Raw genomic sequence first — 22332 nt, forward strand, 5'->3', positions numbered from 1 at the left:
AGACAGAGGACCTGCGCTTCAGCGCGTCGGAAGTCCCCGGCATCGGGACTGTCTCTGTGGGTGTGGAGAGCAGGAAACGCGTTCGTAAAGGCTGCGCACGACCGGGGGATGCGGGGCAGAGGGCGATTCGGGCGGATACGTGACGGCCTTTGCGGGTGGTTGTACCGCCCTCTGATGGGCGAGGAGATGGCCGGCTGGGACCGTACCTCCATCTGCGACAGCTCCGAGGCCCTCAGCCACAGGATCAAAGTACCGCGAGCCCTTCCGGCTTCGCGTCGGCCACGCCGGCGCCTGGTTCGACCTTGATCAGCCAACAGCGGCTTGGGCGTGGTCGACCGCATGCGAGAGGCGGAGCTGCCGGGGCACGGAGATCGCGCTCGTGGCCTGGTCGCCGGACGACCTGCGCCGCCTCGGCATGCTCTTCCGCCTGCTCGTCGACGACTTCGGCAACCACGTGGAGGCGGCCGTGGACGTCGAAGCCTCCGCCTGACCGCTCAGGAACCCGGCCGCATCTGACTGGACATAGGTAAGGAACACCACCACTGCGTGGTGGTCGACGAACGCGGCGAATGCCTACCTTCCCGTCGAGCCTTCAACGGAGGGCCGTCTCGTGACGGACTTTGAGGTCAACGGGCGTCAGAACCCGGCGTACAGCGCGGCTCGTCTGTCGGCAGGGCTCTGACCTGGACTTACGGCCAGGTCGGGGTCCTTTCCTGTGTCTGGGGGCTTCCCGCTTCTACCTGCGAGTTCCCGGGAGTTCCCGTGGAAGTGTGCACGCGTTGTGCACTGAGGCGGTGCCTCCATGAGTGAGGACATCGGGCCAAGGGAGGGAGCCGCAGGGCGGCGGGCCTTCGATCTGGATCTGTGGGTCCGGCCTTTGTGCGCTCTTGTCGTAGCCGGAGTTGCCGCATACGCGTCGTACGTTCATCAGAGGGAGTTCGCGCTGCAAGGTGGTGCGGACAGAGTGGGTGCCTCGTTGTGGCCGTTGTCCGTCGACGGGCTCTTGCTCTTGGCGACGGTCGGCTTGTTGAAGCCCACGGCGCCGCGCACGCGCCGAGCCAGAGTCACGGTGTGGTCCGCCTTCCTCTTGGGGATCGCTGTCTCGCTGGCCGCGAACGTCGCGGCAGCGCCGGTCTTGGAGTGGAAGCCGGTGCTGGTTGCCGGATGGCCCCCCGTTGCGCTGCTGCTGTCGGTTGAACTGTTGGTACATCGCCCCAGTGACCAGGTAGGAGGTGCAGCCGAGGTTCAGACGGAGGGCGGCGTTGACGTGGAGCTCGAACGGTCGGTAGGAGAAGGAGATCCCCTGCTCGATCGAGCCCGGATGATTGATGGTCGGCACCGACGCCTCCACCAGCGGCCTGTGTCAGCGGAGACCCTGAGGAGAGAACTGCGCATCGGCGCGAGCCGGTCGCGGTATCTGACTGCGCTTGTGCGAGGAGGTCTTGGCGGAGGCGCCGAGGCACGGCGTGATGGCGTCGAGGGACGGGGCGGCGATCCGAAGGAGACTTCTGGGTGAGTTGGGGTGGCCGCGTCCAGGATCTGGGCGACGACGAGAGTGCGGCCGTCAATACGTGAGTAGGGGGCGTCGCGGCGTCGGAATTCCTTGTCTCGGCTGACAGACTCCGCCGATGTCTTGCCCTGCTCGGCTGGGTCGGCGCCGTCACGTCAACGCAGTGACGCGAGCATCGCTCGCTGCCTTTCGACCATCCCTGCTTCGCTAGTAAGGAGACGCTATCCTAACTACAGTGGCGGTGTAGTGGGTGACGTCTTCACTGTCGGTGGCGCGTGGTACAGTGAAGCTGTAGAGGGAGGTGGTGTTATGGCGATCGAGGAAAACGGCTTCCTGGAATACCTGCAGTTGCAAGGGGGAGACCCCGACTTGGTGACCAAGTCCGAGCTGATAGCTCGCGTGCGTGCAGAGGGATACCGAGTCAGCGACCGTCAGCTGACCTTCTACGTCTCGGAAGGGCTGTTGCCCCGATCTGTGCGTGTGGGATCACGTGCCGGCGCCTACCCGGCGGTCGTCGTCGACCTGCTCACCTGGGTCCTGAGGGCTCGCGATGGGGGTGTGCCGATCGAGGCCCTGAAGGAGCTTCTGCCGGTCTGGAAGTTCCTCGTTGCCGCTCGGAACGCTCGCAGGCTCGACCTCGGCGAACTGGAGTACGTAGCGCGCCAACACGTCTCGTCCACGGAAGGCTCGCTCGCGGTAGCGCGCGTCGTTATCGACGTGATGACCTGTGTCTGCCCTGATTGTCAGCCGGACATGATGGTCGTCGACAAGCACGGTCGCGAAATGAAGATGGACGACACGACCCTCACGATCGGCTTCGCCGTCGCTCGTATGGCGGAGGTGGGAGAGGACGCAGAGCCCACGCCCCGGTGGTTCGCAACAACCCGCGTGAGTCTTGCTCGTACCCGCCCGCGCGCGTCCGACCCGACCACTGTCGTCTTGGGCATCAAACCCAATGAGGCGTTGCCTTCGGATGTCCTGCAGGACACATCGCAGGATGCCCTTGAGCAGGGAGAGTTGCCAGCGTGACCGGCTAGAACCTGTAAATGCGCTGAGGCGGGCACGCCAATGCCCGCCTCAGCAGAGGGTCGCTACGCAACCCGGTGACACGCAGAGCGTACGGCCCTCACTGATCTGCCGCAAAGCGGCTCTAGTGAGGAGCAACCTTAAGTGGCCATTCAGATCACCGCCGTACATCTCACGGCTGGCCGAACGCATCAGCATATCGACCGCCTGTGGTGGTCGGATCAGGCCGAGGGTTCCAGCGGCGACAACTCTCGTGCCGAGATCGTTGCGTGGATCGAGAACCGGAACGGTCAGGCGTACACCGATGACGGGCACGGGAACCGAGCCGATGTGGCTGTTCGGAAGCCGGCCCAAGGTCCCAAGTACCTGCAGACTCATGCCGACGGCGTGTGGACGGACAACCTGCTCGCGCTGCCGCGACGCTGACGAGTCAGGCGCGGGCGGCGTCCATTGTGTCCGCTCCTGACTCGCGCGTCACGTTCGGCGGCAGGAAACCCTTGCGGTCACAGGCGGCCGGTTTCGGTCGGCCCTTCTTTCCGTAATTATTCTTGTCCGATTCTCTCAGAAATCCGTGCGGGAATACTCGCAGGTCATGAGTTGGTCGCTGACACCTTCGTATTTCGACATCAAATAGGAGGACTCCCGTGTCCGACATCAGTGCAACGCATGAAGGTACCGAAAAGCACGACAAGGAATTCTCTATCGTCGTCAACGCTCAGGAGTTCACCGTTGGCGATCAGAACGTTTCCTATGAGAAGGTCACCACGCTGGCCTACCCAATCCCGCCGGCCCCGGAAACCCGATACACGGTGACCTATCGAAACGCCGAGGGTCCGAATCACGAGGGGAGCCTGGCGCCGGGGCGACAGGTGAAAGTAAAGAAGAAGGGGACTATCTTCAATGTCAAGGCGACTAGTAAGTCATAGCCCAGATCTCGGCCGTCTCCAGGCGGAGGGCTACGACGTCAAGGTCCATTCCAACCTGCTAATGGTCAAGGTGCCCTATGCGACTGCTGATGGGGTGGTCGCTTGGGGGTACCTTGCCTCCGAGTTGACCGTGAGCGGCGATACGGCCATGCCGCCGGCGACGCATGTCGTTCATTTCGTCGGCGCCAGCGAGGATGATCTTCCGTGCGACGCCGACGGCCGTCCCCTTGACGAGTTGATCAATCAGCGGGGTCCGATACCACTCGGCAATGGCGTGGCAGCGAGTTGCACGTTTTCCCACAAGCCTAGCGCCAGCTACGCCGACTACTACGAGAAGATGTCGACGTATTCCGACATGCTTCTCTCCTACGCTCAGGTACTCGACCCTGAGGCCACACCGAGAACCTTCCCGCCGGTGCCAACGGAGGACGCCGAATCGGTATTCCGATACTTCGACTCAGCGACGAGTCGCGCCGGTATTGGGGCTGCGAGTGAGCGGTTGCAGATCGGCAAGGTGGTCATCGTGGGTGTTGGTGGGACGGGATCCTACGTCCTCGACGCGGTCGCCAAGACACCGGTCCGTGAAATCCATATCTATGACCGCGACGTTCTGCTGACTCACAATGCCTTCCGGACTCCCGGCGCGGTGTCGCTCGCGGAGCTGGGGGAGAGACCCAGGAAGGTCGACTACTTCCAGCTGCAGTACGACAACATCCATCGAGGTATTACAGCCCACCCGGTGAACGTTGACGAAACCAACGTCGATGAAATCGGCGATGCGGACTTCGTATTCGTCTGTATCGATTCCGGACCAAATAAAAGGTTCTTGATCCGGAAGCTGGAAGAGTTCGGGATCGCCTTCATCGATACAGGGATGGGTGTCTACCAGAAGGGCTCCTCGCTCGGCGGCCTGGTTCGTACTACGGCCAGCGACGATCGTCAGCGAAACCATGTCTGGGAAAACGACCGTATCTCATTCGGTGATGAGGAGGATGACGAATACGAGCAGAACATCCAGCTGGCAGAACTGAACATGCTCAACGCCGCCCTGGCTGTGATCAAATGGAAAAAGATGATGGGGTTCTACTTCGACTTCGATCACGAGTACTCCAGCGTGTACACCATCGACGGTAATCACGTACTCAACGAGGACAAGCTGTAATGAAGGAAAGAAGCATGCGTACCGAGTTCGTCGAACTCGTCCCTTCGGACCTCGAAGAAGGCGTCCTGTACTTGTCCATGATCTACGCGACCACGGTTCATTTGTGTGCGTGTGGGTGCAAGAATCGAGTGGTTGCGCCGCTCAGTCGAGCGGAGTGGACTATGTCGTACAACGGGGATACTGTTTCTCTGAACCCTTCCATCGGGAACTGGGATTTCCCCTGTCGGTCGCATTACTGGATCAAGAATGGGGAAGTCGTCTGGGGTCGGCAGTGGACAAAATCTGAGATTCGAGAAGGAAAACTTAGGGATCTTCAGGACTTGGAAATCTACTTCGCAGAAAAATCTGCTCCCGGCCATGAGTCATACCCGGTCGTAGCCAAGTCTGCGCCGCGCGGATTCCTTCGTCGGCTTCTGGAAAGTCTGAAGAAGTCACGTCAGTAATAGAGGGCAAGCTGGCCCGAATGAGTTCTGTCCTGTGCCGCAGAACGGTGGCAATTATTCCGGGTCGAACTGTGTGCTGGAGTATTAGGATTTCGTCTGTGGATCGTGACTGGATGCGTCAGCAGCTCGAAGCGTTCATCGACCTGGCCAAGCGCTATGAAGCCAGCGAGAGGCCGGGCGACTACATAGGCGACGAGAATCTGTACGCGCAGCTCCACCAGGCCGAGCCCACCGTGCGGCAGATCCTGCGTCTGCTCGACCCCACGATCGCGGACAAGATCGACATCGGTCAGATGGCCGGCCCTGCCATGGCGCGCAACGAGGTCCATCGCGGCCTCGGCATCCTGGCGGACAAGGGCGAGTGGGCGACCCGGCTGGTACCGGACGCCCCGACCCTTGCCGCCGACCGGTTCCACTCCTGGGTCTGGGAGCCGGCTGCACCCCTGTGGAACGCGGAGGCCCGTCAGGACGCGGTGCTCGCCGCCGCCCGTAGCGTGAACCGCCGCCTCCAGCAGAAGCTGAACCGGCACGACGTCGGCGAGACGGATCTCTGCCTCCAGAGCTTTGACATGAAGGACCCGGTGGCGGGGAAGCCGCGCCTGCGTTTCCCGGGGGATCGGACCACGCCGACGTGGCGCGCCCGCCAGGACGGCGCCAAGTATCTGGCCGCAGGCGCCTTCCTCGCGATTCGCAACGTCGCCGCCCACGAGGACGAGGTGTCCTGGACCGAGCAGGAGTCGCTGGAGCACCTGGCCACGCTCAGTGTCCTGGCCCGCTGGATCGATGAATGCACCGTGGAGTCCGTGGCCTGAGCGGACCCGCCGCTTCGGCCGGAGACCGCCCCACCACCTTATTTGCGTAATGACGCAACAAGGGGCACACTCTTGGGGTCGGGTCCTGTGCGCGCTGAGCGCGGCCGGGGCGTAGTCACATCACGGAACGGAGGCGGCCATGGGTGCAGACCCTCCCAGTCCGCGCTGCCTCCAAGGCATGCGCTGACATTCACCAGCCGGGGCCGCTTGCCCCTGTTTTCCGCGGATTCCCGCGGTTTCCCGCGCCGGGCACAGCCCCCGCCTCGATGAGGCGGCGGTGGCCACCCGGGCGGTCCCTCTCTTACTTACCTGCTTTTCCCATGCTGCCCGGGTGAGCTCTGCCCTGCCGTCGGTGCGTTGGCCGCGGTCGGGCAGATCGGCGTGCCCAGGGTGGGGGCGGAGGTCTTCGTGATGTCGATCCGTACGGACAACCAGCCTGCCGAAACGGCGGTGCGCACACCTGTGCCGGCGGGGCCGCCGAGGCGAATGTCCCGGTTCTCCTGGGTGGATGCGGCGGTCGCCGCCGCCGTGCTGGTCCTTCTCTACGTCGTGCTGCGCGTGGGCCACGGCACAACCGTCGCCTTCAACACCCACCAGAACGTCCACATCGACACCGACCCGGCCCGGCTCCCCTACGACGCGGCCCGCTCGCTGCTGCGCATGTTCGCCGCGCTCGCCCTGTCGATCATGTTCACGTTCGTCTACGCCTATGCCGCGGCGAAGAGCAGGAGGCTGGAGCGGATCCTGATCCCGGCGCTGGACATCCTCCAGTCCGTCCCCGTGCTCGGCTTCCTCACCGTGGCGGTGACCGGGTTCATCGCCCTCTTCCCCGGCTCGATGCTGGGCCTGGAGTTCGCGTCGATCTTCGCGATCTTCACCTCGCAGGCGTGGAACATGACGTTCGGCTTCTACTACTCCCTCACCTCCCTCCCGCGTGAACTCGACGAGCTGTCACGGTCGTTCGGCTTCACCCGCTGGATGCGGTTCTGGAAGGTGGAGGTGCCGGCCGGGATGATCGGCCTGGTCTGGAACGGCATGATGAGCTTCGGCGGCGGCTGGTTCTTCCTGGTCGCCTCGGAGGCCATCAGCGTCAACAACCAGCAGTACGCCCTGCCCGGCGTCGGCTCCTACGCGGGCGCCGCCATCACCGACGGCGACCTGGGCAAGGTCGGCTGGGCCATCCTCACCATGGCCGTCATGGTCATCGGCGTGAACTTCCTGTTCTGGCGCCCGCTGACGGCCTGGGCGGAGAAGTTCAAGAACGAGCAGTCCGAGGCGAGCGAGGTACAGCGCTCCGTCGTCCTCGACTTCCTGCGCCGCTCCCACTGGCCGCAACTGCTCGGCCCGGTGCTGCGTCCGGTGGGGCGCGGGCTGAGCGCAGCGGGCCGTGTCCTGGGCCGCGACGACCGGCCGCTCGCCGTGGACCACAGCAGGCAACGCACCGGTGACTTCGTCTTCGCCGTCATCGCGGGCGGGCTGATCCTGTGGGGCCTGGCCGATCTCGGCGACTATCTCTACGACCGCACCGGCCTCGGCGTGTTCGGCGAACCGCTGCTACTCGGACTGGCCACGCTGGCAAGGGTGTTGGTGCTGGTCGCGCTGGCCACGGTGATCTGGGTGCCGATCGGCGTGAAGATCGGCTTCTCACCCCGGCTGACCCGCATCGCCCAGCCGGTGGTCCAGGTGCTGGCGTCCTTCCCGGCCAACTTCCTCTTCCCCCTTGCCGTGTGGTTCTTCCTGCGGACCGGCCTGTCCATCAACATCGGCGGCACGCTGCTGATGGCGCTCGGCGCCCAGTGGTACATCCTCTTCAACACCATCGCCGGCGCCATGGCCATCCCCTCCGACCTGCGCGAAGCCATGGACGACCTCGGGGTCACCGGCTGGCAGCGCTGGAAGCGGCTGATCATCCCGGGGATCTTCCCCTCGTACGTCACCGGCGGGATCACCGCCTCCGGCGGCGCCTGGAACGCCTCGATCGTCTCCGAGGTCGTCACCTTCGGCGGTACGACGCTGACGGCCACCGGTCTGGGCGCGTACATCGCGAAGGCCACCGAGAGCGGCGACTACCCGCACCTGATCGCCGGGGTCGCCGTGATGAGTGTCTACGTCGTCGCGCTGAACCGGCTGCTGTGGCGCCGCCTGTACCGGCTGGCCGAGGCCCGTTACTCCCTCTGAACTTCCCTCATCTCAAAAGCATTTGGAGCACGTCATGGTGCTGAACACTCTGCGCAACCTCCGCGCCGACCGGGCCGCCCGGGCCGGCCTCGCCCACCTCACGGCCGAGCGGTCCCGTCCTGCCGACGGTGAACTGCTGCTGGAGACTGTCGGGTTGACCAAGTCCTACGCCGGCGCCGACGGCGAACTGCCCGTCCTGTCCGGCATCGACCTCCAGGTCCGGGCCGGTGAAGTCGTCGCCCTGCTCGGCAAGTCGGGCTCGGGCAAGTCGACGCTGCTGCGCTGCATGGCCGGTCTGCTGCCGGTCAGCTCCGGCACCGTCACCTACAAGGACACCCCGCTCACCGGCGCCAACCCCGGTACGGCCATGGTGTTCCAGACCTTCGCCCTGCTGCCGTGGCTGACCGTGCAGCAGAACGTCGAACTGGGCCTGGAAGCCAAGGGAGTTCCGGCCGCCGAGCGGGCGGACGCGGCCCGCCACGCCATCGACCTGATCGGCCTGGACGGCTTCGAGTCGGCGTACCCGAAGGAGCTGTCCGGCGGCATGCGCCAACGCGTCGGATTCGCGCGGGCGTTGGTCGTCGAGCCGGATGTACTGATGATGGACGAGCCGTTCTCCGCCCTCGACGTGCTCACGGCCGAGAACCTGCGCGGCGAGCTGATGGAACTGTGGGAGTCGGGCCAGTTCCCCACCCGCGCCATCGTGCTGGTCACGCACAACATCGAGGAGGCCGTGCTGATGGCCGACCGGATCATCGTCCTCGGCGCCCGCCCCTACGGCACCATCCGCGAGGTCTTCGAGGTCGGCCTGGACCGGCCCCGTGACCGCAACTCGGCCGCCTTCGAGGACCTGATCGACCGCGTCTACCGCACCATGACCGGACGGCACAAGGAGGGCCGCACGCCGGGCCGTACGGAGGGCGTCGAGCTGGAGAAGCGCACCGCGGCCAACACCCCGCTGCCCCAGGCCAGCGTGGACGGGCTGTCAGGGCTGGCGGAGATGATCGCCCACCACGACGGACGGGCCGACCTGGCCGACCTCGCCGACGACCTCGGCCTGGAGATCGACGACATCCTGCCCCTCGTCGACGCCCTCGACCTGCTCGGCTTCGCCGCCGTGCACGGTGACGACCTGCTGCTGACCGACACCGGCACCGAGTTCGCCGGCGCCGACGTACAGAAGTCCAAGACCATCTTCGCCGAGGCAGCCGTACTCGTACCGCTGGTGAAGCTGATCACCAGCAGCCTGCGCCAGAACCCCGACGCCACCCTGCGCGCCGGCTTCTTCCGCGACGTCCTGGCCCACCATTTCACCAGCGAACAGGTCACCCGCCAGCTGGAGACGGCCACCGACTGGGGCCGCTACGCCGAGCTGTACTCCTACGACGCAGAGCCGCAGGAGTACCGCCTGGACCGGGACGACAACGGCTCCGGGCGTAGGGAGTAGCACCCCTGCGCCCGCCGGGTTCAGCGGGCGGTCTGCTGCCGTGCCTTGCGGATGCAGGTGTCGAGGATGTCGATCGCGGTGTCGACGTCGGCGTTGCTGTGGTCGGCCATGGCCTGCATACGGAAGCGTGCCGCGTCGGAGGCGACCGCCGGCTGTTCGACGAGGTGGGCGACGAGGCCGGCGCGGGCGATGAGACCCGAGGCCGTACGGCCGGTGGGGGTGTCGCCGATGAGGACCGGGACGACCGGGCAGACCACGTCGCCCATGACCTCCATGCCGCGGGCGGTCAGTCCCTCACGCAGGCGGGTGGCGACGGCCGCGACCGCCGCCCGGCGCCGGGCGCCCTCGGGCGAGTTCACGATGGACAGGGACGCGTGGGCCACCGCGGTCTGTACGGGGGTGATGGCGCTGGAGAAGGTCTGCGGGCCGCCGAACATCCGCACGTACTCCCGCGCCGAAGCCGACGGGGTGGCCAGGAAGCCGCCGGTGGTGGCGAAGGTCTTGGAGAAGGCGCCGACCACGAAGTCGACCTCGCCGAGGATGTCGTGCACCTCCAGCTGCCCGCCGCCGAATTCGCCCATGGCGCCGAAGTCGTGGGCGACGTCGACCATCAGCTGGGCGCCGAACTCCCGGCAGATTCCGAGCAGTTCGGCCAGTTGCGGGGTGTCGGAGTCCATGGAGAACACGCCCTCGGTGACGACGAGGACGGCGTGGGTGGTGTCGGTGGCGCGGATGCCGGTCAGGTGGCGTCGTACGGCGTCGTTGTCGAGGTGGCGGAAGAACTCCACGCTCGCTCCGCTGGCGGTGGCGCCCTGGCGCAGTGAGTCGTGGGAGAGCTTGTCGAGCAGGATGTGGTCGCGGCGGTGCATCAGCGCCCGGATGGTGCCGAAGCCGGACGCCCAGCCGGTGGGGAAGAGCGCCACGTGCTCGGTGCGCAGCGCCTCGGCCAGTCCGGCTTCCAGCGCCCGGCTGACCGGGGTCGCCCCGCCCAGGGCCGGGGAGCCGGCGGTGAGCGGGCCGTAGTCGCGCAGGGCCTGGTGGGCGGCGTCGAGGATCGCGGGGTGGCCGGTGAGCGAGAGATAGTCCTGGCCGCCGAAGTTGGGGCCCTCGGTGATCACGCCGGTGTCGGACACGACGGTGGCACGGGTGGTCAGGGCGGTGTCGTAGCGGCGGAAGTAGGGCCACAGGTCCGCCTGTTGGCGGTCGAGCTGCCAGGCCAGGTAGGCGTCGTTGCGGGTGGTCAGATCCGGCCCGGACACCACGCGGAAGCGCATGATGTCCTTCTCACGGGCGTCGGTCTCCCGGTCGCCGAGCGGCCCGGCCGCGGTGGTGGTGGCGGGCACGGTGGTGGTCATGTTCGTCAGCTCCTCGGTGCGGGCATGTGGGGGCCCGCTGCGCAGGCGCCGGTCGGGCGCCCTCCGCGACGCTACGGCCCGGATCAGACCCAATTGCCCCTCGTTGACGGGGCTTTGATGGGGCGGCAAGCCCTTCCTAACGTCGGCCTTACCGAGGTCTTGATCTGCGCGCCGACACCGGGCATGGCCCCGTCAGCCGCACCGCACCACCCGGCACGGCCTCGCGGGCACAGCACCTCTCCACTGCCCGGTCGCCCTTCTGTGCAGACCTACTGCCCCTGCCCCAGGACCGGCCGCCGCCCTCGCGCCGCACGCGCCACGGCGGACCGCGCGGAAGTCTCCGGCGCCGCCGCCAACGCCTCCTCGTCGGCGCCGTCCCCGGGGCCGGAGGCGTTGTCGTCCCGCTCCGTCACGAGTTGCGCCTCCTCCAGCAGACCGCGCACCCCTGGTGCCCGGTAGAAGATCCGCGTGCCCTCCCGCCGCGTGGTCACCAGGCCGGCCGACCGCAACTTCGCCAGGTGCTGTGAGGTCGCGGCCACATGGGCACCCAGGATCCCGGCCAGCTCGCTCACCGGCAGTTCACGGCCGCTCAAGGCCCACAACAGCCGGTACCTCGACGGGTCAGCGACCGCCTTCAGCACGGCCACCGCCCGTTCGGCCGCCTCCGCGTCCCAGACCCTTCCTTGCGTATCCATGCAACTATGGTACCGGCGGCACGCGTTGCAGGGCCGCGCCCGTCGGCTTCCTGTCAGCGCACCGACTTCACCAGGCGGTAGCCTGTGTCGCTGTCCGGCGTCCCTTCGGCAACCGTGCCGGTCTTGCCAGCCCGGCGGAGCAGGAAGGTGACGACGGCGGCGGCCAGGACGGCGGCTCCGGCGCCGCTGATGAGGGCGAGATGCATTCCGGAGGCGAAGGCGTTACCGGCCTCTTCGATCAGTGACGGGTTGCCCGTGGCGCTGCCCACGTGGTTGGCCGCCGCGAGGGAGGAGCGGGCCGCCTCTGCGGCCGGAGCGCGGAGTCCGTCGAGGTCGAGGTCGTCGCGGTAGCCGGCGTTCAGGACGCTGCCCAGGACTGCGATGCCCAGGGCGCCGCCGAGTTCGCGGGAGAGGTCGTTAACGGCGGAGCCCACGTTCAGGTGCCGTTCGTACTGCGAGATTTCATGGCGGCGGGGCAGCACGCAGGGGGCAGGTCCTTTGGTCTGGCAGTTGCGACGAAACTTGGTGGGTTGCGGGAGCTCCGTTGAGGATGGCCTTGACGGGGCGCACACGATCGCGCAGGTTGGCACCTTTCGGTTCCAGCATCGGATTGGCGTGTGGCGGAGAAGGCGTTTGGTGCAGCGGGTGAACACGACGGATCAGCTTGGCCGTAGTCCGGCTCTGCAGCGCCAACTCTGGGGAAAGCCCCTACCGTGCCCGAGATTCCGAACGCCATCTGGGTCCCGCCCTCGTTGTCCTATCCGGCGGGGGTAAGTCAGCAACGGTGGTGACTACGGTGCTCCAATCACGGTAGGCGGGCGTCCAGACCAGGGCCGAGGCGACTGAGACGCTCGCCTTCCCTGTGACGTACGCCATGGTTAGACGCCGGAACTCGGTGCTCTGTCTTGCCGACTACTGAAGCGGTAGGGATTCAACTGCCGCGTGGTGCAAGACGGTTCGATGCGACCAGGAAGGCCGGGCATGGCCGAGTTCCCACAGTCTCTCCGTCTCGTGGGTGTGACGCCCCGCAGACTGCTGCCTCCGCCCGCGCTCTGCGGCTTCGTACTGCTGCTCGTGCTGGTGTTCTCGGTGTCCTACGCCGTCGGATCGGTCGCCGGACCGGTGGCGCCCGGCATGCGTGGCACAGGGAGCGCGGGGACCGGCACCGGGGGAGACAGCGGCACCGGTAGCGGTGGCGGCGCGGAAGACATGTCCGGGACGGGCGGGAGTATGCAGGACATGCCGGGGATGCACGGGAGTGGTGAGTGATGGCGGGCGAACCGGTGACGAGTCTGGTGGTTACGGACATCACCGTGGGCGGGATGACCTGCGCGGCCTGTGTCCGGCGGGTGGAGAAGAAGCTCGCGAAGTTGGAGGGTGTCACCGCGACGGTGAACCTGGCCACCGGGCTCGCCCGGGTCAGCCATCCGGAGAGCGTTCCGGCGGAGGACCTCGTCGCCGCGGTCGAGCAGGCCGGGTACCAGGCCGCCCTGCCCGCACCGCCCGCCCGCGAGGACGAGTCGACGGCGGTCGACGGCACGGAACACGCCGATACCGCTGCCCGGCAGGAACGCGAACGCCTCCTTGTCACCGCCCTGCTCGCCGTGCCGGTCCTGGTCCTGTCGATGGTCCCGGCTCTGCAGTTCCGCAACTGGCAGTGGCTGTGCTTCGCGTTGGCCGCCCCGGTCGCGGTGTGGAGCGCCTGGCCCTTCCATGCGCGTGCGGTACGGGGGCTGCGTCACTCCACGGCCACCATGGACACCCTCGTCTCGCTGGGCGTCGTAGCCTCCTTCTCCTGGTCGGCGTACGCGCTGTTCCTCGGGGGAGCGGGCGATCCCGGGATGCGGATGCCGTTCAGTCTGCTGCCGTCCGCGTCGGACGGGACGGCGCACGTCTATCTCGAAGCGGCGGTCAGTGTTCCGCTGTTCGTGCTGACCGGACGGTTCCTGGAGACGCGCGCACGGCGCGGTACCGGCGCGGCTCTGCGGTCGCTGGCGGAGCTGGCGGCCAAGGAGGTGTCCGTTCGTGACGAGCACGGTGAGCGTGCCATCCCCATCGAGCGGCTGCGGGTGGGGCAGGTCTTCGTCGTGCGGCCGGGTGAGCGGGTCGCCACCGACGGGTGTGTGACGGAGGGCAGTTCCGCCGTGGACCTGTCGCTGGTCACCGGGGAGAGCGAGCCGGTGGAGGTGAGCACTGGTTCGGCGCTGGTCGGCGGGGCCGTCAACGCTGGCGGGCTGCTCCTGGTGCGAGCCACCGCCGTCGGCGCGGACACCCAACTCGCCCGGATCACAAGGCTGGTCACCGACGCGCAGGCGGGCAAGGCTCGCGCGCAGCGGCTGGCCGACGCGGTGGCCGGGGTCTTCGTACCCGTCGTGCTGAGCATCGCGGTGACCGTCCTCGGATTCTGGCTCGGCGCCGGAGCCGATCCGCAGGCGGCGCTCACCGCCTGCGTGGCCGTCCTCGTGGTGGCCTGCCCGTGCGCGCTCGGTCTGGCCACGCCGACGGCGCTGATGGCCGCCACCGGGCGCGGGGCCCAACTGGGCGTGCTGGTGAGCGGTCCGCAGACGCTGGAGGCGCTCCAACACATCGACATGGTCGTGCTGGACAAGACCGGCACCCTGACCACCGGCCACATGAGCGTGGCCCAGGTCACCGCACTGCCCGGCGAGTTGGGGCAGGACGCGGTACTGCGGCTGGCCGGGGCGGTGGAACAGGGGTCCGAGCACCCGCTCGGCCGGGCGATCACCGCGTACGCGCGCCGCTCGGCGGGAGACGAACCGCTGCCCCCGGTACGGGACTTCGTGGCCACACCGGGGCAGGGCGTCGAGGGCTTGGTGGAGGGCCATACGGTCGAAGTCGCCGTGCCCGACGGCGAGTTGCCCCCCATGTTGGCCGAGGCCCTGACGACGGCCGAGAGCGCCGCGCACACACCCGTCCTCGTGCGCGTCGACGGCCGTGCCGAAGCGCTGATCGCCGTCGGCGACCTCGTACGGTCCGGCAGCTACCGTGCCGTGGACCAGCTTCGGCGTCTCGGCATCCGCCCCGTGCTCGCAACCGGCGACCGCAAGGCGCCCGCGCAGGCGGTGGCCGCCGCCCTCGGCATCGAGGACGTGCACGCCCGTTGTTCTCCCGAGGACAAGGCCGCTCTTGTACGGCAGTTGCAGCAGGAGGGCTACCGCGTCGCGGTCGTCGGTGACGGCGTGAACGACGCCGCCGCGCTCGCCGGCGCCGACCTGGGTATCGCCATGGGAACCGGCACGGACGTGGCCATCGGCGCCGCCGACCTGACCCTGGTGCGCGGGGATATCGAGGCGCTCGTCGATGCCGTACGGCTGGCCCGGCGCACTCTCGGCACGATCCGCGCCAACCTTGTGTGGGCCTTCGGCTACAACGTCGTGACCGTGCCGCTCGCTATGGTCGGGTTGCTCAACCCGATGGTCGCCGCCGCCGCGATGTCTGCCAGTTCCGTGCTCGTGGTGTGCAACAGCCTGCGGCTGCGCGCCTGGCAGCCCTCTCCCGCACGCGGACGCGGGGCCCGATCGAGGAAGACCGGTGCCCGATGAGGCGGATCCTGACCCGGGTGTCGTCGCGGCTCGGCGACCGGCGGAAGCTGAGGGACGCCGCGCTGGCCGCCCTCGTGCCCGTCGCCGCGTGCAGTGTGGCTCTGGCGGGTCTGACCGCGTGGACGGGCACGGGCAAGGCCGGTACTCCGGCGCGCATACGCGTCACCGAGGGACGTCTCCTGCTGCCGTCCGCCGGAGCCGAGGAGACGGCTGCGTTCTTCCGCGTCGCCAACGAGGGCGGCTCGGCCGACCGCCTGATACGGGTCACCTCACCCCGCGCCCCCGGTGGCATCGCCCTCTCAAGGCACCGTATGACGGAGGGGAACGGGGCCTACAGCACCGCGGTCGACTCCGTCGACATTCCGGCGGGCGAGAGCCTCGCCATGTCGCCGACCGGAGTCGACCTGACGGTCTCTTCGGCCTCGGGCAAGTGGCGCTCGGGCGATCTCGTCCCCTTCACCTTGGAGTTCCGGCGCAGCGGGCGGATCACGGTGCTCGCCGTGGTCGTGCGTCCCGGCACCGTCTCGTTCCAGTAGTCGTCCGGCGTGGCCATCGAGTTCCCAGCGCTGTCATGTGACATGAGTCACTGCTTCCGGGGTGAGTAGTGAGCCCGGTGTGCGCCCGTACCCCCTGATGACGATCGGACGTCGGGTGCAAAGATGGGCGCGCTATGACTGTCGGAGGGTGGTGCCGCACGCTGCGGGCGGGTGTGTTCGCCGCCGCCTGCGTGCTGCTGGCCGCCCTCGGTCACGTGATGATGTCCGGCACTTCCGTCCCCTGGTGGACCATGGGCGGCGGCGCCGCCGCGACCGGCATGGCCGGCTGGTTCCTGGCCGGCCGTGAGCGCGGGCGCGGGCTGATCGTCGCGGTCGTGGTCGCCGCCCAGACGGTGCTCCACGAGACGTTCTCCCTGGGCCAGAACCTGATGCCCGGGAGTGGTACCGCGCCGGCCGGCATGGGCGGAATGGACATGGGTTCCTCGGACTCCATGTCCATGGATTCCATGGACATGAGCGGCATGGCTCACATGGCGCACGGTTCGGGCGGAATGGGGCACGCGCACACGATGACGGGCAGTGCCTCGCTCGGCATGCTCGCCGCGCACCTCCTCGCCGCGGTCCTGTGCGGGCTGTGGCTCGCGTACGGCGAACGCGCCGTCTTCCGCGTCCTGCGGGCGGCGGCTGCACGGCTGGTGGCTCCCCTGCGGATGCTGCTGGCGCTGCCGGTACCGGCCCGTCGCCCGTCCGTGCGCAGGCGCCGCACCGCCGCGTACCGGTCGTCTCTGGCCCATTTCCTTCTCTGCTACTCCGTCACCTCCCGGGGACCGCCCACGGGCCCCGCTGTCGTCTGAGACAGCCGGACCCACCGGGGGCTCACCCGCTCCTCGTCATACCGCGCTCCGGCGCGGATCTCCCCAGGGCTGCACACCTCTTTGTGCGGGCCGACGAGCGCGCGACGAGCCCCGGGCATCGCCGTACCCATCGCGTACGGCCGCACCCCATGTGCCGGAGAGCCGTGCCCCCACTGCGGGACGTCGGCCCCGGACGACCCGAGAAGGACACCACGTGATCACTTCTGTGCTGCCCGCTCCCCGCCGGGCGGAGCGTGCCGAGGCGGACGCCTCCGCCACCGCCTGGGCGCTGGCCGCCCGAAACGGCGATCCCCACGCGACCGAGCACTTCGTCCGCGCGCTCCACGGCGACGTACTGCGCTACGTCGCCCATCTCAGCGGCGACCCGCAGACCGCGCATGACCTGACCCAGGACACGTTCGTACGGGCCCTCGACAGCCTGCCGGGTTTCGAGGGGCGTGCCTCGGCCCGCACCTGGCTGCTGTCCATCGCCCGGCGCGCGGTGGCCGACAGTTTCCGCCGGGCCGCGGTCCGCCCGCGCCTGGCCGACGCGCACGACTGGCAGTTGGCCTTGGAACGTACCCAGCCCTGCGACCTACCGGGTTTCGACGACGGCATCGCGCTCCTCGACCTGCTGGAGACGTTGCCCGACGAGCGCCGTGAGGCGTTCGTACTGACCCAGGTGGTCGGTCTGCCGTACGAGGAGGCGGCACGCTTCATCGGCTGCCCGGTTGGCACGATCCGCTCCAGGGTGGCCAGGGCGAGGACCACCTTGGAACGCCTGCTGCGTGAAGCCGAGGCCCAGGCCGTCCAGGCGGCGTGACGTGAGGGCCGGCGCCTCCCGGCAGGCGCCGGCCCTCACATGATCCTGTCGGCGATGCGGATACCAACGTGCTCACGGGAACTCGACAGATCGGCAGCACGACTACAGGGACGTGCGACAGAACAGAAGGCGATCCCCACGGCTCGCACCGACGTACACGGTGTCGCCGTACGACGCATCCGCGTTGGACGTATGTCTCAGGGCGGTGACCTGGGCGCCGGACGTACCGAGCCTGTCTCTTGACGTACCTGCCGGAGAGCGCGTGGCGCTGACCGGCGCGGCCGACGAGACCTGCACGGCGCTCCTGCGCGCGGTAGCGGGCCCGCACCCGTTGACCGGTGGAGTGATCACGGTGGGTGGCCGGGGCAACCGGACGAATGCTGAGCGGGCGTGGCGGAGCAGGGCGTGTGCGTGGTTCCCGAGCAGCCCCGACATGACGGCGCGTACGACGTCTGCCGCCACCGTGCCGGCACGCGGCACGCACCCGGCCGCGGCTGCGCGGGCCGCCGAACGGCTGGGCGTCGCGGCGGTCGCGGACCGCGCTGAGCAGCCTTACGCGACGCCAGGTGAAGCTCCTGGATCTCGCACGGGTCCTCGGCTGTGTGGCCCTGGGCGCGGGTGTACTGCTGGCGGACGATCCCGCCACGGGGCTGGCCGCCGCAGGCCGGGACATACTGGTGGATCTGCTCGCCGGGCTGCCCGTGACCTCGATCGTGTCGACCGATGCCCCGGTACTCACCGCGCTGTGCGGCCTTCGGGTGGGCATCGCCACGCTGTCGCCGACGCGGAGGACCGCTCAGCCCGCCCTGCGTGCCGAACCGACTGGAACAATCAACTCCCTTTCTCCACTGCCGAGTTGATGGAAAGTCGCGGGAACTCATCCCGCTCCGCTCCCGACTACTAGTGCGACGGCTCGACCCCGCGCAGGGCCGTGGCACCGGTCAGGGAGGCCCGTATGACACCAGAGATAGAGGCCGCCTTCGCGGCGATCAGAGCCGAGCACGGCGCGGACGCGATCACCCGCGTCGAGCGGATGCTGGAGCCCGGCGGAGGCGGACCACGGCACCCGCTCCAGAACGGCGCCAAGTGGATCATGCCGGGACTGTCCCGGGCCCCGTGGCACGACCCCTACGCCTATCCCGAACTGCTCCCGGTGGTCGAGGCGCTGGAATCGGCCCACCCGGCCGTCAAAGAAGAACTGAACTCCGCCTGGACGGTCCGGCGTGAGGCGTTCTCCGACTACGAGCACTACCTGACCCGGCAGGAGAACTGGCAGGCCCTCTACCTCTACCGGGGCGGAAATCTGGTCGAGGAATCGGCCGACACGGTGCCGACCGCGTACAAGGTGCTCAAAGAGTTCGCCGTCGACACCGAGACGATCTGCCCACTACTGGAATCCCATTTCTCCACACTGCTGCCCGGGGCTTCGATCGCCCCGCATTGCGACCTGTGGAACTTCAGCATCAACCTGCACCTCGCCGTCGACATTCCGGACGGGTGCAGCATCACCGTGGCAGGCCAGACCCGTACCTGGCGTGAAGGCCGCTGCCTGCTCTTCGACTACTCCTTCGAGCACGAGGCGCGCAATGACGGGAAAAGACCGCGGACGTGCCTGCTCGTCGACCTGTGGCACCCGGAAACGACCCTTCCCGAACGGCAGGCTCTGGTCGCTCTCATCACGGAGATAAGGCGCCTGGTGGGGGAGTGACGGATACCTGAAAAGGCTCTGGAAAAAGAACCAGCAGTTATGTGCTGCCGGTTTTGAGTGCTGCCCGAAAAGTGAATTCATGTCTCTCTGGAACTTTCTGGTTCGGCTATTCCAGAGCCATCTTCCGGCTGTTATCGTGACCGAAATTCCTCGACGCATTCGATATGCGTCTGCGTTTTCCATTCATGTCTCGGGAGGGATCGACTGATGCATGCCCGGCTGTCCCTGCTCGTGCTGGCGCTGGCCCAGCTGGTCATTGCGCTCGACTACAACATCGTCTACGTGGCGCTCCCCGAGATAGGAGCGGGCCTCGACTTCTCGGCCCATGACCTGCAATGGGTGGTGAGCGCCTACGTGGTGACGACGGGTGGCTTCCTGCTGCTGGGCGGACGGGCGGCGGACCTGCTCGGCCGCCGCCGGACATTCGTCGCGGCGGCGCTGATCTATGGGGGCTCCTCCCTGGTGGGAGGGTTCGCGGAGTCCCCCGGAGCGCTCGTCGCCGTCCGGGCCGTGCAGGGCGTCGGTGGATCGCTGCTGTTCCCGGCCACCCTCTCCCTGATCAACACGATCTACGAGGAAGGGCCCGCCCGGAACCGCGCTCTGGCGGTGTGGGGTGCGGCGGGGGCCGGCGGCCTGTGCTTCGGATCCCTGCTCGGCGGCGCTCTCGTAGAAGCGTTCGGCTGGCCGTCGGTGTTCTTCGTCAACGTCCCCATCGCGGTGGGCATCGCCTGGGCAGGACGGACCCTGTTCCCCGCGGACGGCGTGCGGACCGCCACCCGGCGGTTCGACGTGGCGGGCGCCCTGGCCGCGACCGGCGGCATCACCCTCCTGGTGTTCCTGCTGGTACACGCGCCGGAGGCGGGCTGGACCAGTACACCCGCCCTGGTGAGCGCCGGTCTCTCGCTCACCCTGCTGTGCGGTTTCGCCGTCGTCGAGACCCGCTCGCGCGATCCACTGGTACCGGCGAGGCTGTTCGCCCACCGTGGCCTGTTCCCCGCGATGGCCGTCACCGCGCTCTACAGCGCCACCTTCAGCTCACTGCCGTACTTCCTGACCCTCTACTTCCAGACCGTGCGCGGCTACAGCGCGCTCCTGACCGGTCTCGCCTTCCTCGTCCCGGCCGTGGTGACCGCCATCGGCACCCAGGTCGGCGAACGGGCGGTGGCGCTGATCGGCGTGCGCCGCATGCTGGCCGCCGGCATGGCCCTGGGGGCGGCCGGGGCCGTCGCGCTCGGACTCGCACTCACCGGCGAGGGCTCGTACCCGCTGCTGCTGCCCGGCATCGTGCTGCTGGGCCTCGGCCAGGGGGCCGCGTGGACCGGCATGTGGATCGTCGCCGCGTCCGGGGTCGCGCCCGAAGACCAGGGCGTGGCGTCCGGGCTGGCCTCCACCAGTCTCCAGGTGGGCGGCGCGGTTGGCCTCGCCCTGCTCGTGGCGCTCGCGGGCGGCGTCGGACAGAGTCCGCCCGGTGACGCCCTGCTGAACGGGATCCGGATCGCCGTGTTCGCGATAGCGGCCGGTATCGGCTGCGGCGTGCTGCTGACCTTCGCCCTGCGCAGAACGGCTCCGGCCGGATAGGCCGAGTCCGCCCCTCGACATCCCGGGGCCGACGGCCCGTCACACCCGTACCGCACACTCAGGAGAACCGTTGTGCCCGTACACACTTCCAGCACGTCCGCTCCGGCCGCCGTTCTGTGCGGAGTGGCCGGATGGGTGCCGCCCCGTGTCGTCACCAACGACGAACTCGCCGAACGGCTGGACACCGACGACACCTGGATCCGCACCCGCACAGGGATCCGCCGTCGCCACATTGCCAAACCGGGCCAGGCCACCTCCGACCTGGCCGTCGAGGCCGGACGACTGGCCCTGCGCAACGCCGGACTCGACCCGGCCGAGACGAACCGTGGTGGGACGGATCCGGTCGACGCCGTGATCGTCACCACGACCACACCCGACCGCCCCTGCCCGGCTACCGCGCCCGCGGTCGCCGCGCGACTCGGTCTGAACGGGGTGGCGGCCTTCGATGTCGGCGCGGTGTGCACCGGATTCGTCTACGGCCTCGCCACGGCGGCAGGGCTGATCGCCTCCGGCGTCGCGGCACGGGTCCTGCTGATCGGCGCCGACACCTACTCCACCATCGTGGACCCCCTGGACCGGGCCAACGCGATCATCTTCGGGGACGGCGCCGGAGCCGTCGTCCTGCGCGCCGGAGACGAAGACGAACCGGGCGCCATAGGCCACTTCGACCTCGGCAGTGACGGCACGCACGAGGACCTGATCATGGTCGCAGCGGGGGGCTCCCGCGGGCGCTCCGCCGAAGGCGAACCCACCCGCGCGGAGCGGCACTTCGCGATGCGCGGCAACGAGGTCTACCGGCACGCGGTGACCCGCATGGCCGCCTCCGCCCGCGCCACCCTGACCAGCGCCGGGTGGAAGACCGACGACGTCGACCACTTCGTGCCCCACCAGGCCAACCTGCGCATCCTGCACTCAGTCGCCGACGACCTCGGCCTGCCCCGGGAACGCTGCGTCGCCAACGTCGACGCCGTGGGCAACACCGGTGCCGCCTCCATCCCGCTCGCCCTCGCCGACGCCGCCGCCCGGCGCGTGCTCCGCCCCGGCGACCGGCTCCTCCTCACCGCCTTCGGCGGCGGACTCACTTGGGGCTCTTGCCTGCTGACCTGGCCGGAACTGCCGCCGCCCATCCGAACCCACGACCCCTTCGTCCCGCATCACACAGGAGATGACACCCCGTCATGAGTGCTACCACCTATGACCAGTTGGTCGAGATCATCACCAGACTCCACGACACCTCGGCCGACCGGTTCACGCCCGAGGCGACCTTCGCCGACCTCGACGTCGACTCGCTGACGATGGTCGAGATCAGCATCCGCATCGAGCGCGACCTCGGCGTCACCGTCCACGACAGCGAACTGCGGCCCACCCTCACCCTCGCGGACACAGCGGAGTTGATCGACGCGAGACAGACCGTCTGACCCCCCGACACAGGTCGCCCGAACCACTCCGACCTCCTACGACCACCATGCACCCGAAAGGCACCTTCACGTGAAGATCACCGACCAGCCCGGCACTTTTCTCGGCGCGAACGTCGAGGGCTTCGACCACGCCACCGCCTCCGACGTCGACGTCGAGACACTCAAGGAGACCGTCTACACGAAGAAGATCGCGGTCCTGAAGGGCCAGGACCTGACCCCCGAACAGTTCCTGGCGCTCGGTGAGCGCCTCGGCCGCCCCGAGACCTACTACGAGCCCATGTACCAGCACCCGGAGGTCCCGGAGATATTCGTCTCCTCCAACGTGCCGGAGAACGGC

The 22332-nt window shown here is 68.2% G+C and carries 23 protein-coding genes; 20 read left to right on the forward strand and 3 right to left on the reverse strand.

What is annotated here, in order from left to right:
- Nucleotides 1-802 precede the first annotated feature (802 nt).
- The 9 genes from SSP08S_RS59920 to SSP08S_RS38495 all read left to right on the forward strand — a co-directional run bounded on the left by SSP08S_RS59920 (nucleotide 803) and on the right by SSP08S_RS38495 (nucleotide 9504).
- Nucleotides 803-1516, forward strand: a complete 714-nt coding sequence (locus SSP08S_RS59920; RefSeq protein WP_078532650.1) for a DUF2637 domain-containing protein — start codon at nucleotides 803-805, stop codon at nucleotides 1514-1516.
- A gap of 303 nt (nucleotides 1517-1819) precedes the next feature.
- Nucleotides 1820-2539, forward strand: coding sequence for a MerR family transcriptional regulator (locus tag SSP08S_RS56705; RefSeq protein ID WP_019072976.1), 720 nt, complete (start codon nucleotides 1820-1822; stop codon nucleotides 2537-2539).
- Nucleotides 2540-2680: 141 nt separating this feature from the next.
- Nucleotides 2681-2962, forward strand: coding sequence for a DUF3892 domain-containing protein (locus tag SSP08S_RS38475; protein ID WP_019072977.1), 282 nt, complete (start codon nucleotides 2681-2683; stop codon nucleotides 2960-2962).
- A gap of 218 nt (nucleotides 2963-3180) precedes the next feature.
- Entirely contained in the window at nucleotides 3181-3462 is a 282-nt protein-coding gene (locus SSP08S_RS59925) for a multiubiquitin domain-containing protein (RefSeq protein ID WP_158697268.1), read from the forward strand.
- Nucleotides 3437-4624 carry a ThiF family adenylyltransferase gene (locus tag SSP08S_RS38480; RefSeq protein ID WP_026179199.1) on the forward strand — a complete coding sequence of 396 codons (1188 nt, stop codon included), beginning with the start codon at nucleotides 3437-3439 and terminating at the stop codon, nucleotides 4622-4624. The genes SSP08S_RS59925 and SSP08S_RS38480 overlap by 26 nt, the downstream gene beginning before the upstream one ends.
- A gap of 14 nt (nucleotides 4625-4638) precedes the next feature.
- Nucleotides 4639-5067: a ubiquitination-like system serine protease family protein gene (locus SSP08S_RS64630; protein ID WP_500809286.1), complete on the forward strand. Its 429-nt coding sequence runs from the start codon at nucleotides 4639-4641 to the stop codon at nucleotides 5065-5067.
- A gap of 113 nt (nucleotides 5068-5180) precedes the next feature.
- The gene (locus SSP08S_RS38485; protein ID WP_019072979.1) at nucleotides 5181-5879 is read left to right on the forward strand and encodes a TIGR02391 family protein; all 699 of its coding nucleotides are present in this window, start codon (nucleotides 5181-5183) and stop codon (nucleotides 5877-5879) included.
- Between the two features lie 486 nt (nucleotides 5880-6365).
- Nucleotides 6366-8057 carry an ABC transporter permease gene (locus SSP08S_RS38490; protein ID WP_019072980.1) on the forward strand — a complete coding sequence of 564 codons (1692 nt, stop codon included), beginning with the start codon at nucleotides 6366-6368 and terminating at the stop codon, nucleotides 8055-8057.
- Nucleotides 8058-8091: 34 nt separating this feature from the next.
- Nucleotides 8092-9504, forward strand: a complete 1413-nt coding sequence (locus SSP08S_RS38495; protein WP_019072981.1) for an ABC transporter ATP-binding protein — start codon at nucleotides 8092-8094, stop codon at nucleotides 9502-9504.
- Between the two features lie 20 nt (nucleotides 9505-9524).
- On the opposite strand, the gene SSP08S_RS38500 is transcribed toward SSP08S_RS38495, so the two are convergent.
- The 3 genes from SSP08S_RS38500 to SSP08S_RS38510 form a co-directional block, all read right to left on the reverse strand.
- Complete coding sequence (locus tag SSP08S_RS38500) at nucleotides 9525-10859, reverse strand: aminotransferase class I/II-fold pyridoxal phosphate-dependent enzyme (RefSeq protein WP_019072982.1); 1335 nt, start codon at nucleotides 10857-10859, stop codon at nucleotides 9525-9527.
- 269 nt (nucleotides 10860-11128) lie between these two features.
- The gene (locus SSP08S_RS38505) at nucleotides 11129-11554 is read right to left on the reverse strand and encodes an ArsR/SmtB family transcription factor (protein WP_019072983.1); all 426 of its coding nucleotides are present in this window, start codon (nucleotides 11552-11554) and stop codon (nucleotides 11129-11131) included.
- A gap of 53 nt (nucleotides 11555-11607) precedes the next feature.
- Entirely contained in the window at nucleotides 11608-12036 is a 429-nt protein-coding gene (locus SSP08S_RS38510; protein WP_019072984.1) for a hypothetical protein, read from the reverse strand.
- 499 nt (nucleotides 12037-12535) lie between these two features.
- Between SSP08S_RS38510 and SSP08S_RS38515 the strand changes: the two genes are divergently transcribed.
- From SSP08S_RS38515 to SSP08S_RS38565, 11 genes are all read left to right on the forward strand, one after another.
- Nucleotides 12536-12823 (forward strand): hypothetical protein, encoded by a 288-nt coding sequence (locus SSP08S_RS38515; RefSeq protein WP_019072985.1) that lies wholly within the window; start codon nucleotides 12536-12538, stop codon nucleotides 12821-12823.
- Nucleotides 12823-15117: a heavy metal translocating P-type ATPase gene (locus SSP08S_RS38520; protein ID WP_019072986.1), complete on the forward strand. Its 2295-nt coding sequence runs from the start codon at nucleotides 12823-12825 to the stop codon at nucleotides 15115-15117. The genes SSP08S_RS38515 and SSP08S_RS38520 overlap by 1 nt, the downstream gene beginning before the upstream one ends.
- Nucleotides 15114-15653 carry a copper chaperone PCu(A)C gene (locus SSP08S_RS38525; protein WP_019072987.1) on the forward strand — a complete coding sequence of 180 codons (540 nt, stop codon included), beginning with the start codon at nucleotides 15114-15116 and terminating at the stop codon, nucleotides 15651-15653. Before SSP08S_RS38520 ends, SSP08S_RS38525 begins: the two co-directional genes overlap by 4 nt.
- Before the next feature lie 134 nt (nucleotides 15654-15787).
- Entirely contained in the window at nucleotides 15788-16468 is a 681-nt protein-coding gene (locus tag SSP08S_RS38530) for a hypothetical protein (protein ID WP_026179203.1), read from the forward strand.
- Nucleotides 16469-16682: 214 nt separating this feature from the next.
- Complete coding sequence (locus tag SSP08S_RS38535; protein ID WP_019072989.1) at nucleotides 16683-17291, forward strand: sigma-70 family RNA polymerase sigma factor; 609 nt, start codon at nucleotides 16683-16685, stop codon at nucleotides 17289-17291.
- Between the two features lie 566 nt (nucleotides 17292-17857).
- Complete coding sequence (locus SSP08S_RS58430) at nucleotides 17858-18151, forward strand: hypothetical protein (RefSeq protein ID WP_019072990.1); 294 nt, start codon at nucleotides 17858-17860, stop codon at nucleotides 18149-18151.
- Between the two features lie 95 nt (nucleotides 18152-18246).
- Nucleotides 18247-18999: an aspartyl/asparaginyl beta-hydroxylase domain-containing protein gene (locus SSP08S_RS38545; protein ID WP_019072991.1), complete on the forward strand. Its 753-nt coding sequence runs from the start codon at nucleotides 18247-18249 to the stop codon at nucleotides 18997-18999.
- A 207-nt stretch (nucleotides 19000-19206) separates the two neighbouring features.
- Nucleotides 19207-20577 carry an MFS transporter gene (locus tag SSP08S_RS38550; RefSeq protein WP_019072992.1) on the forward strand — a complete coding sequence of 457 codons (1371 nt, stop codon included), beginning with the start codon at nucleotides 19207-19209 and terminating at the stop codon, nucleotides 20575-20577.
- Between the two features lie 72 nt (nucleotides 20578-20649).
- Nucleotides 20650-21759: a beta-ketoacyl-ACP synthase III gene (locus tag SSP08S_RS56715; protein ID WP_019072993.1), complete on the forward strand. Its 1110-nt coding sequence runs from the start codon at nucleotides 20650-20652 to the stop codon at nucleotides 21757-21759.
- Entirely contained in the window at nucleotides 21756-21995 is a 240-nt protein-coding gene (locus SSP08S_RS38560; protein WP_019072994.1) for an acyl carrier protein, read from the forward strand. Before SSP08S_RS56715 ends, SSP08S_RS38560 begins: the two co-directional genes overlap by 4 nt.
- A gap of 70 nt (nucleotides 21996-22065) precedes the next feature.
- On the forward strand, nucleotides 22066-22332 hold a 267-nt coding region (locus SSP08S_RS38565; RefSeq protein WP_026179204.1), incomplete at its 3' end, for a TauD/TfdA dioxygenase family protein.

The sequence above is a fragment of the Streptomyces hokutonensis genome, assembly GCF_000376565.1.
GTDB classification, from domain to species: Bacteria; Actinomycetota; Actinomycetes; order Streptomycetales; family Streptomycetaceae; genus Streptomyces; species Streptomyces hokutonensis.

What these genes read in the sequence shown, in the direction of transcription:
- SSP08S_RS59920 (WP_078532650.1), top strand. Translation starts at nt 803, where the DNA reads ATGAGTGAGGACATCGGGCCAAGGGAGGGAGCCGCAGGGCGGCGGGCC.
- SSP08S_RS38480 (WP_026179199.1), top strand. Translation starts at nt 3,437, where the DNA reads ATGTCAAGGCGACTAGTAAGTCATAGCCCAGATCTCGGCCGTCTCCAG.
- SSP08S_RS38525 (WP_019072987.1), top strand. Translation starts at nt 15,114, where the DNA reads ATGAGGCGGATCCTGACCCGGGTGTCGTCGCGGCTCGGCGACCGGCGG.
- SSP08S_RS38505 (WP_019072983.1), bottom strand. Translation starts at nt 11,554, where the DNA reads ATGGATACGCAAGGAAGGGTCTGGGACGCGGAGGCGGCCGAACGGGCG.
- SSP08S_RS38560 (WP_019072994.1), top strand. Translation starts at nt 21,756, where the DNA reads ATGAGTGCTACCACCTATGACCAGTTGGTCGAGATCATCACCAGACTC.
- SSP08S_RS56705 (WP_019072976.1), top strand. Translation starts at nt 1,820, where the DNA reads ATGGCGATCGAGGAAAACGGCTTCCTGGAATACCTGCAGTTGCAAGGG.
- SSP08S_RS38520 (WP_019072986.1), top strand. Translation starts at nt 12,823, where the DNA reads ATGGCGGGCGAACCGGTGACGAGTCTGGTGGTTACGGACATCACCGTG.
- SSP08S_RS38490 (WP_019072980.1), top strand. Translation starts at nt 6,366, where the DNA reads ATGTCCCGGTTCTCCTGGGTGGATGCGGCGGTCGCCGCCGCCGTGCTG.
- SSP08S_RS38515 (WP_019072985.1), top strand. Translation starts at nt 12,536, where the DNA reads ATGGCCGAGTTCCCACAGTCTCTCCGTCTCGTGGGTGTGACGCCCCGC.
- SSP08S_RS38500 (WP_019072982.1), bottom strand. Translation starts at nt 10,859, where the DNA reads ATGACCACCACCGTGCCCGCCACCACCACCGCGGCCGGGCCGCTCGGC.
- SSP08S_RS38485 (WP_019072979.1), top strand. Translation starts at nt 5,181, where the DNA reads ATGCGTCAGCAGCTCGAAGCGTTCATCGACCTGGCCAAGCGCTATGAA.
- SSP08S_RS38530 (WP_026179203.1), top strand. Translation starts at nt 15,788, where the DNA reads ATGACTGTCGGAGGGTGGTGCCGCACGCTGCGGGCGGGTGTGTTCGCC.
- SSP08S_RS38495 (WP_019072981.1), top strand. Translation starts at nt 8,092, where the DNA reads ATGGTGCTGAACACTCTGCGCAACCTCCGCGCCGACCGGGCCGCCCGG.
- SSP08S_RS38545 (WP_019072991.1), top strand. Translation starts at nt 18,247, where the DNA reads ATGACACCAGAGATAGAGGCCGCCTTCGCGGCGATCAGAGCCGAGCAC.
- SSP08S_RS64630 (WP_500809286.1), top strand. Translation starts at nt 4,639, where the DNA reads ATGCGTACCGAGTTCGTCGAACTCGTCCCTTCGGACCTCGAAGAAGGC.
- SSP08S_RS38550 (WP_019072992.1), top strand. Translation starts at nt 19,207, where the DNA reads ATGCATGCCCGGCTGTCCCTGCTCGTGCTGGCGCTGGCCCAGCTGGTC.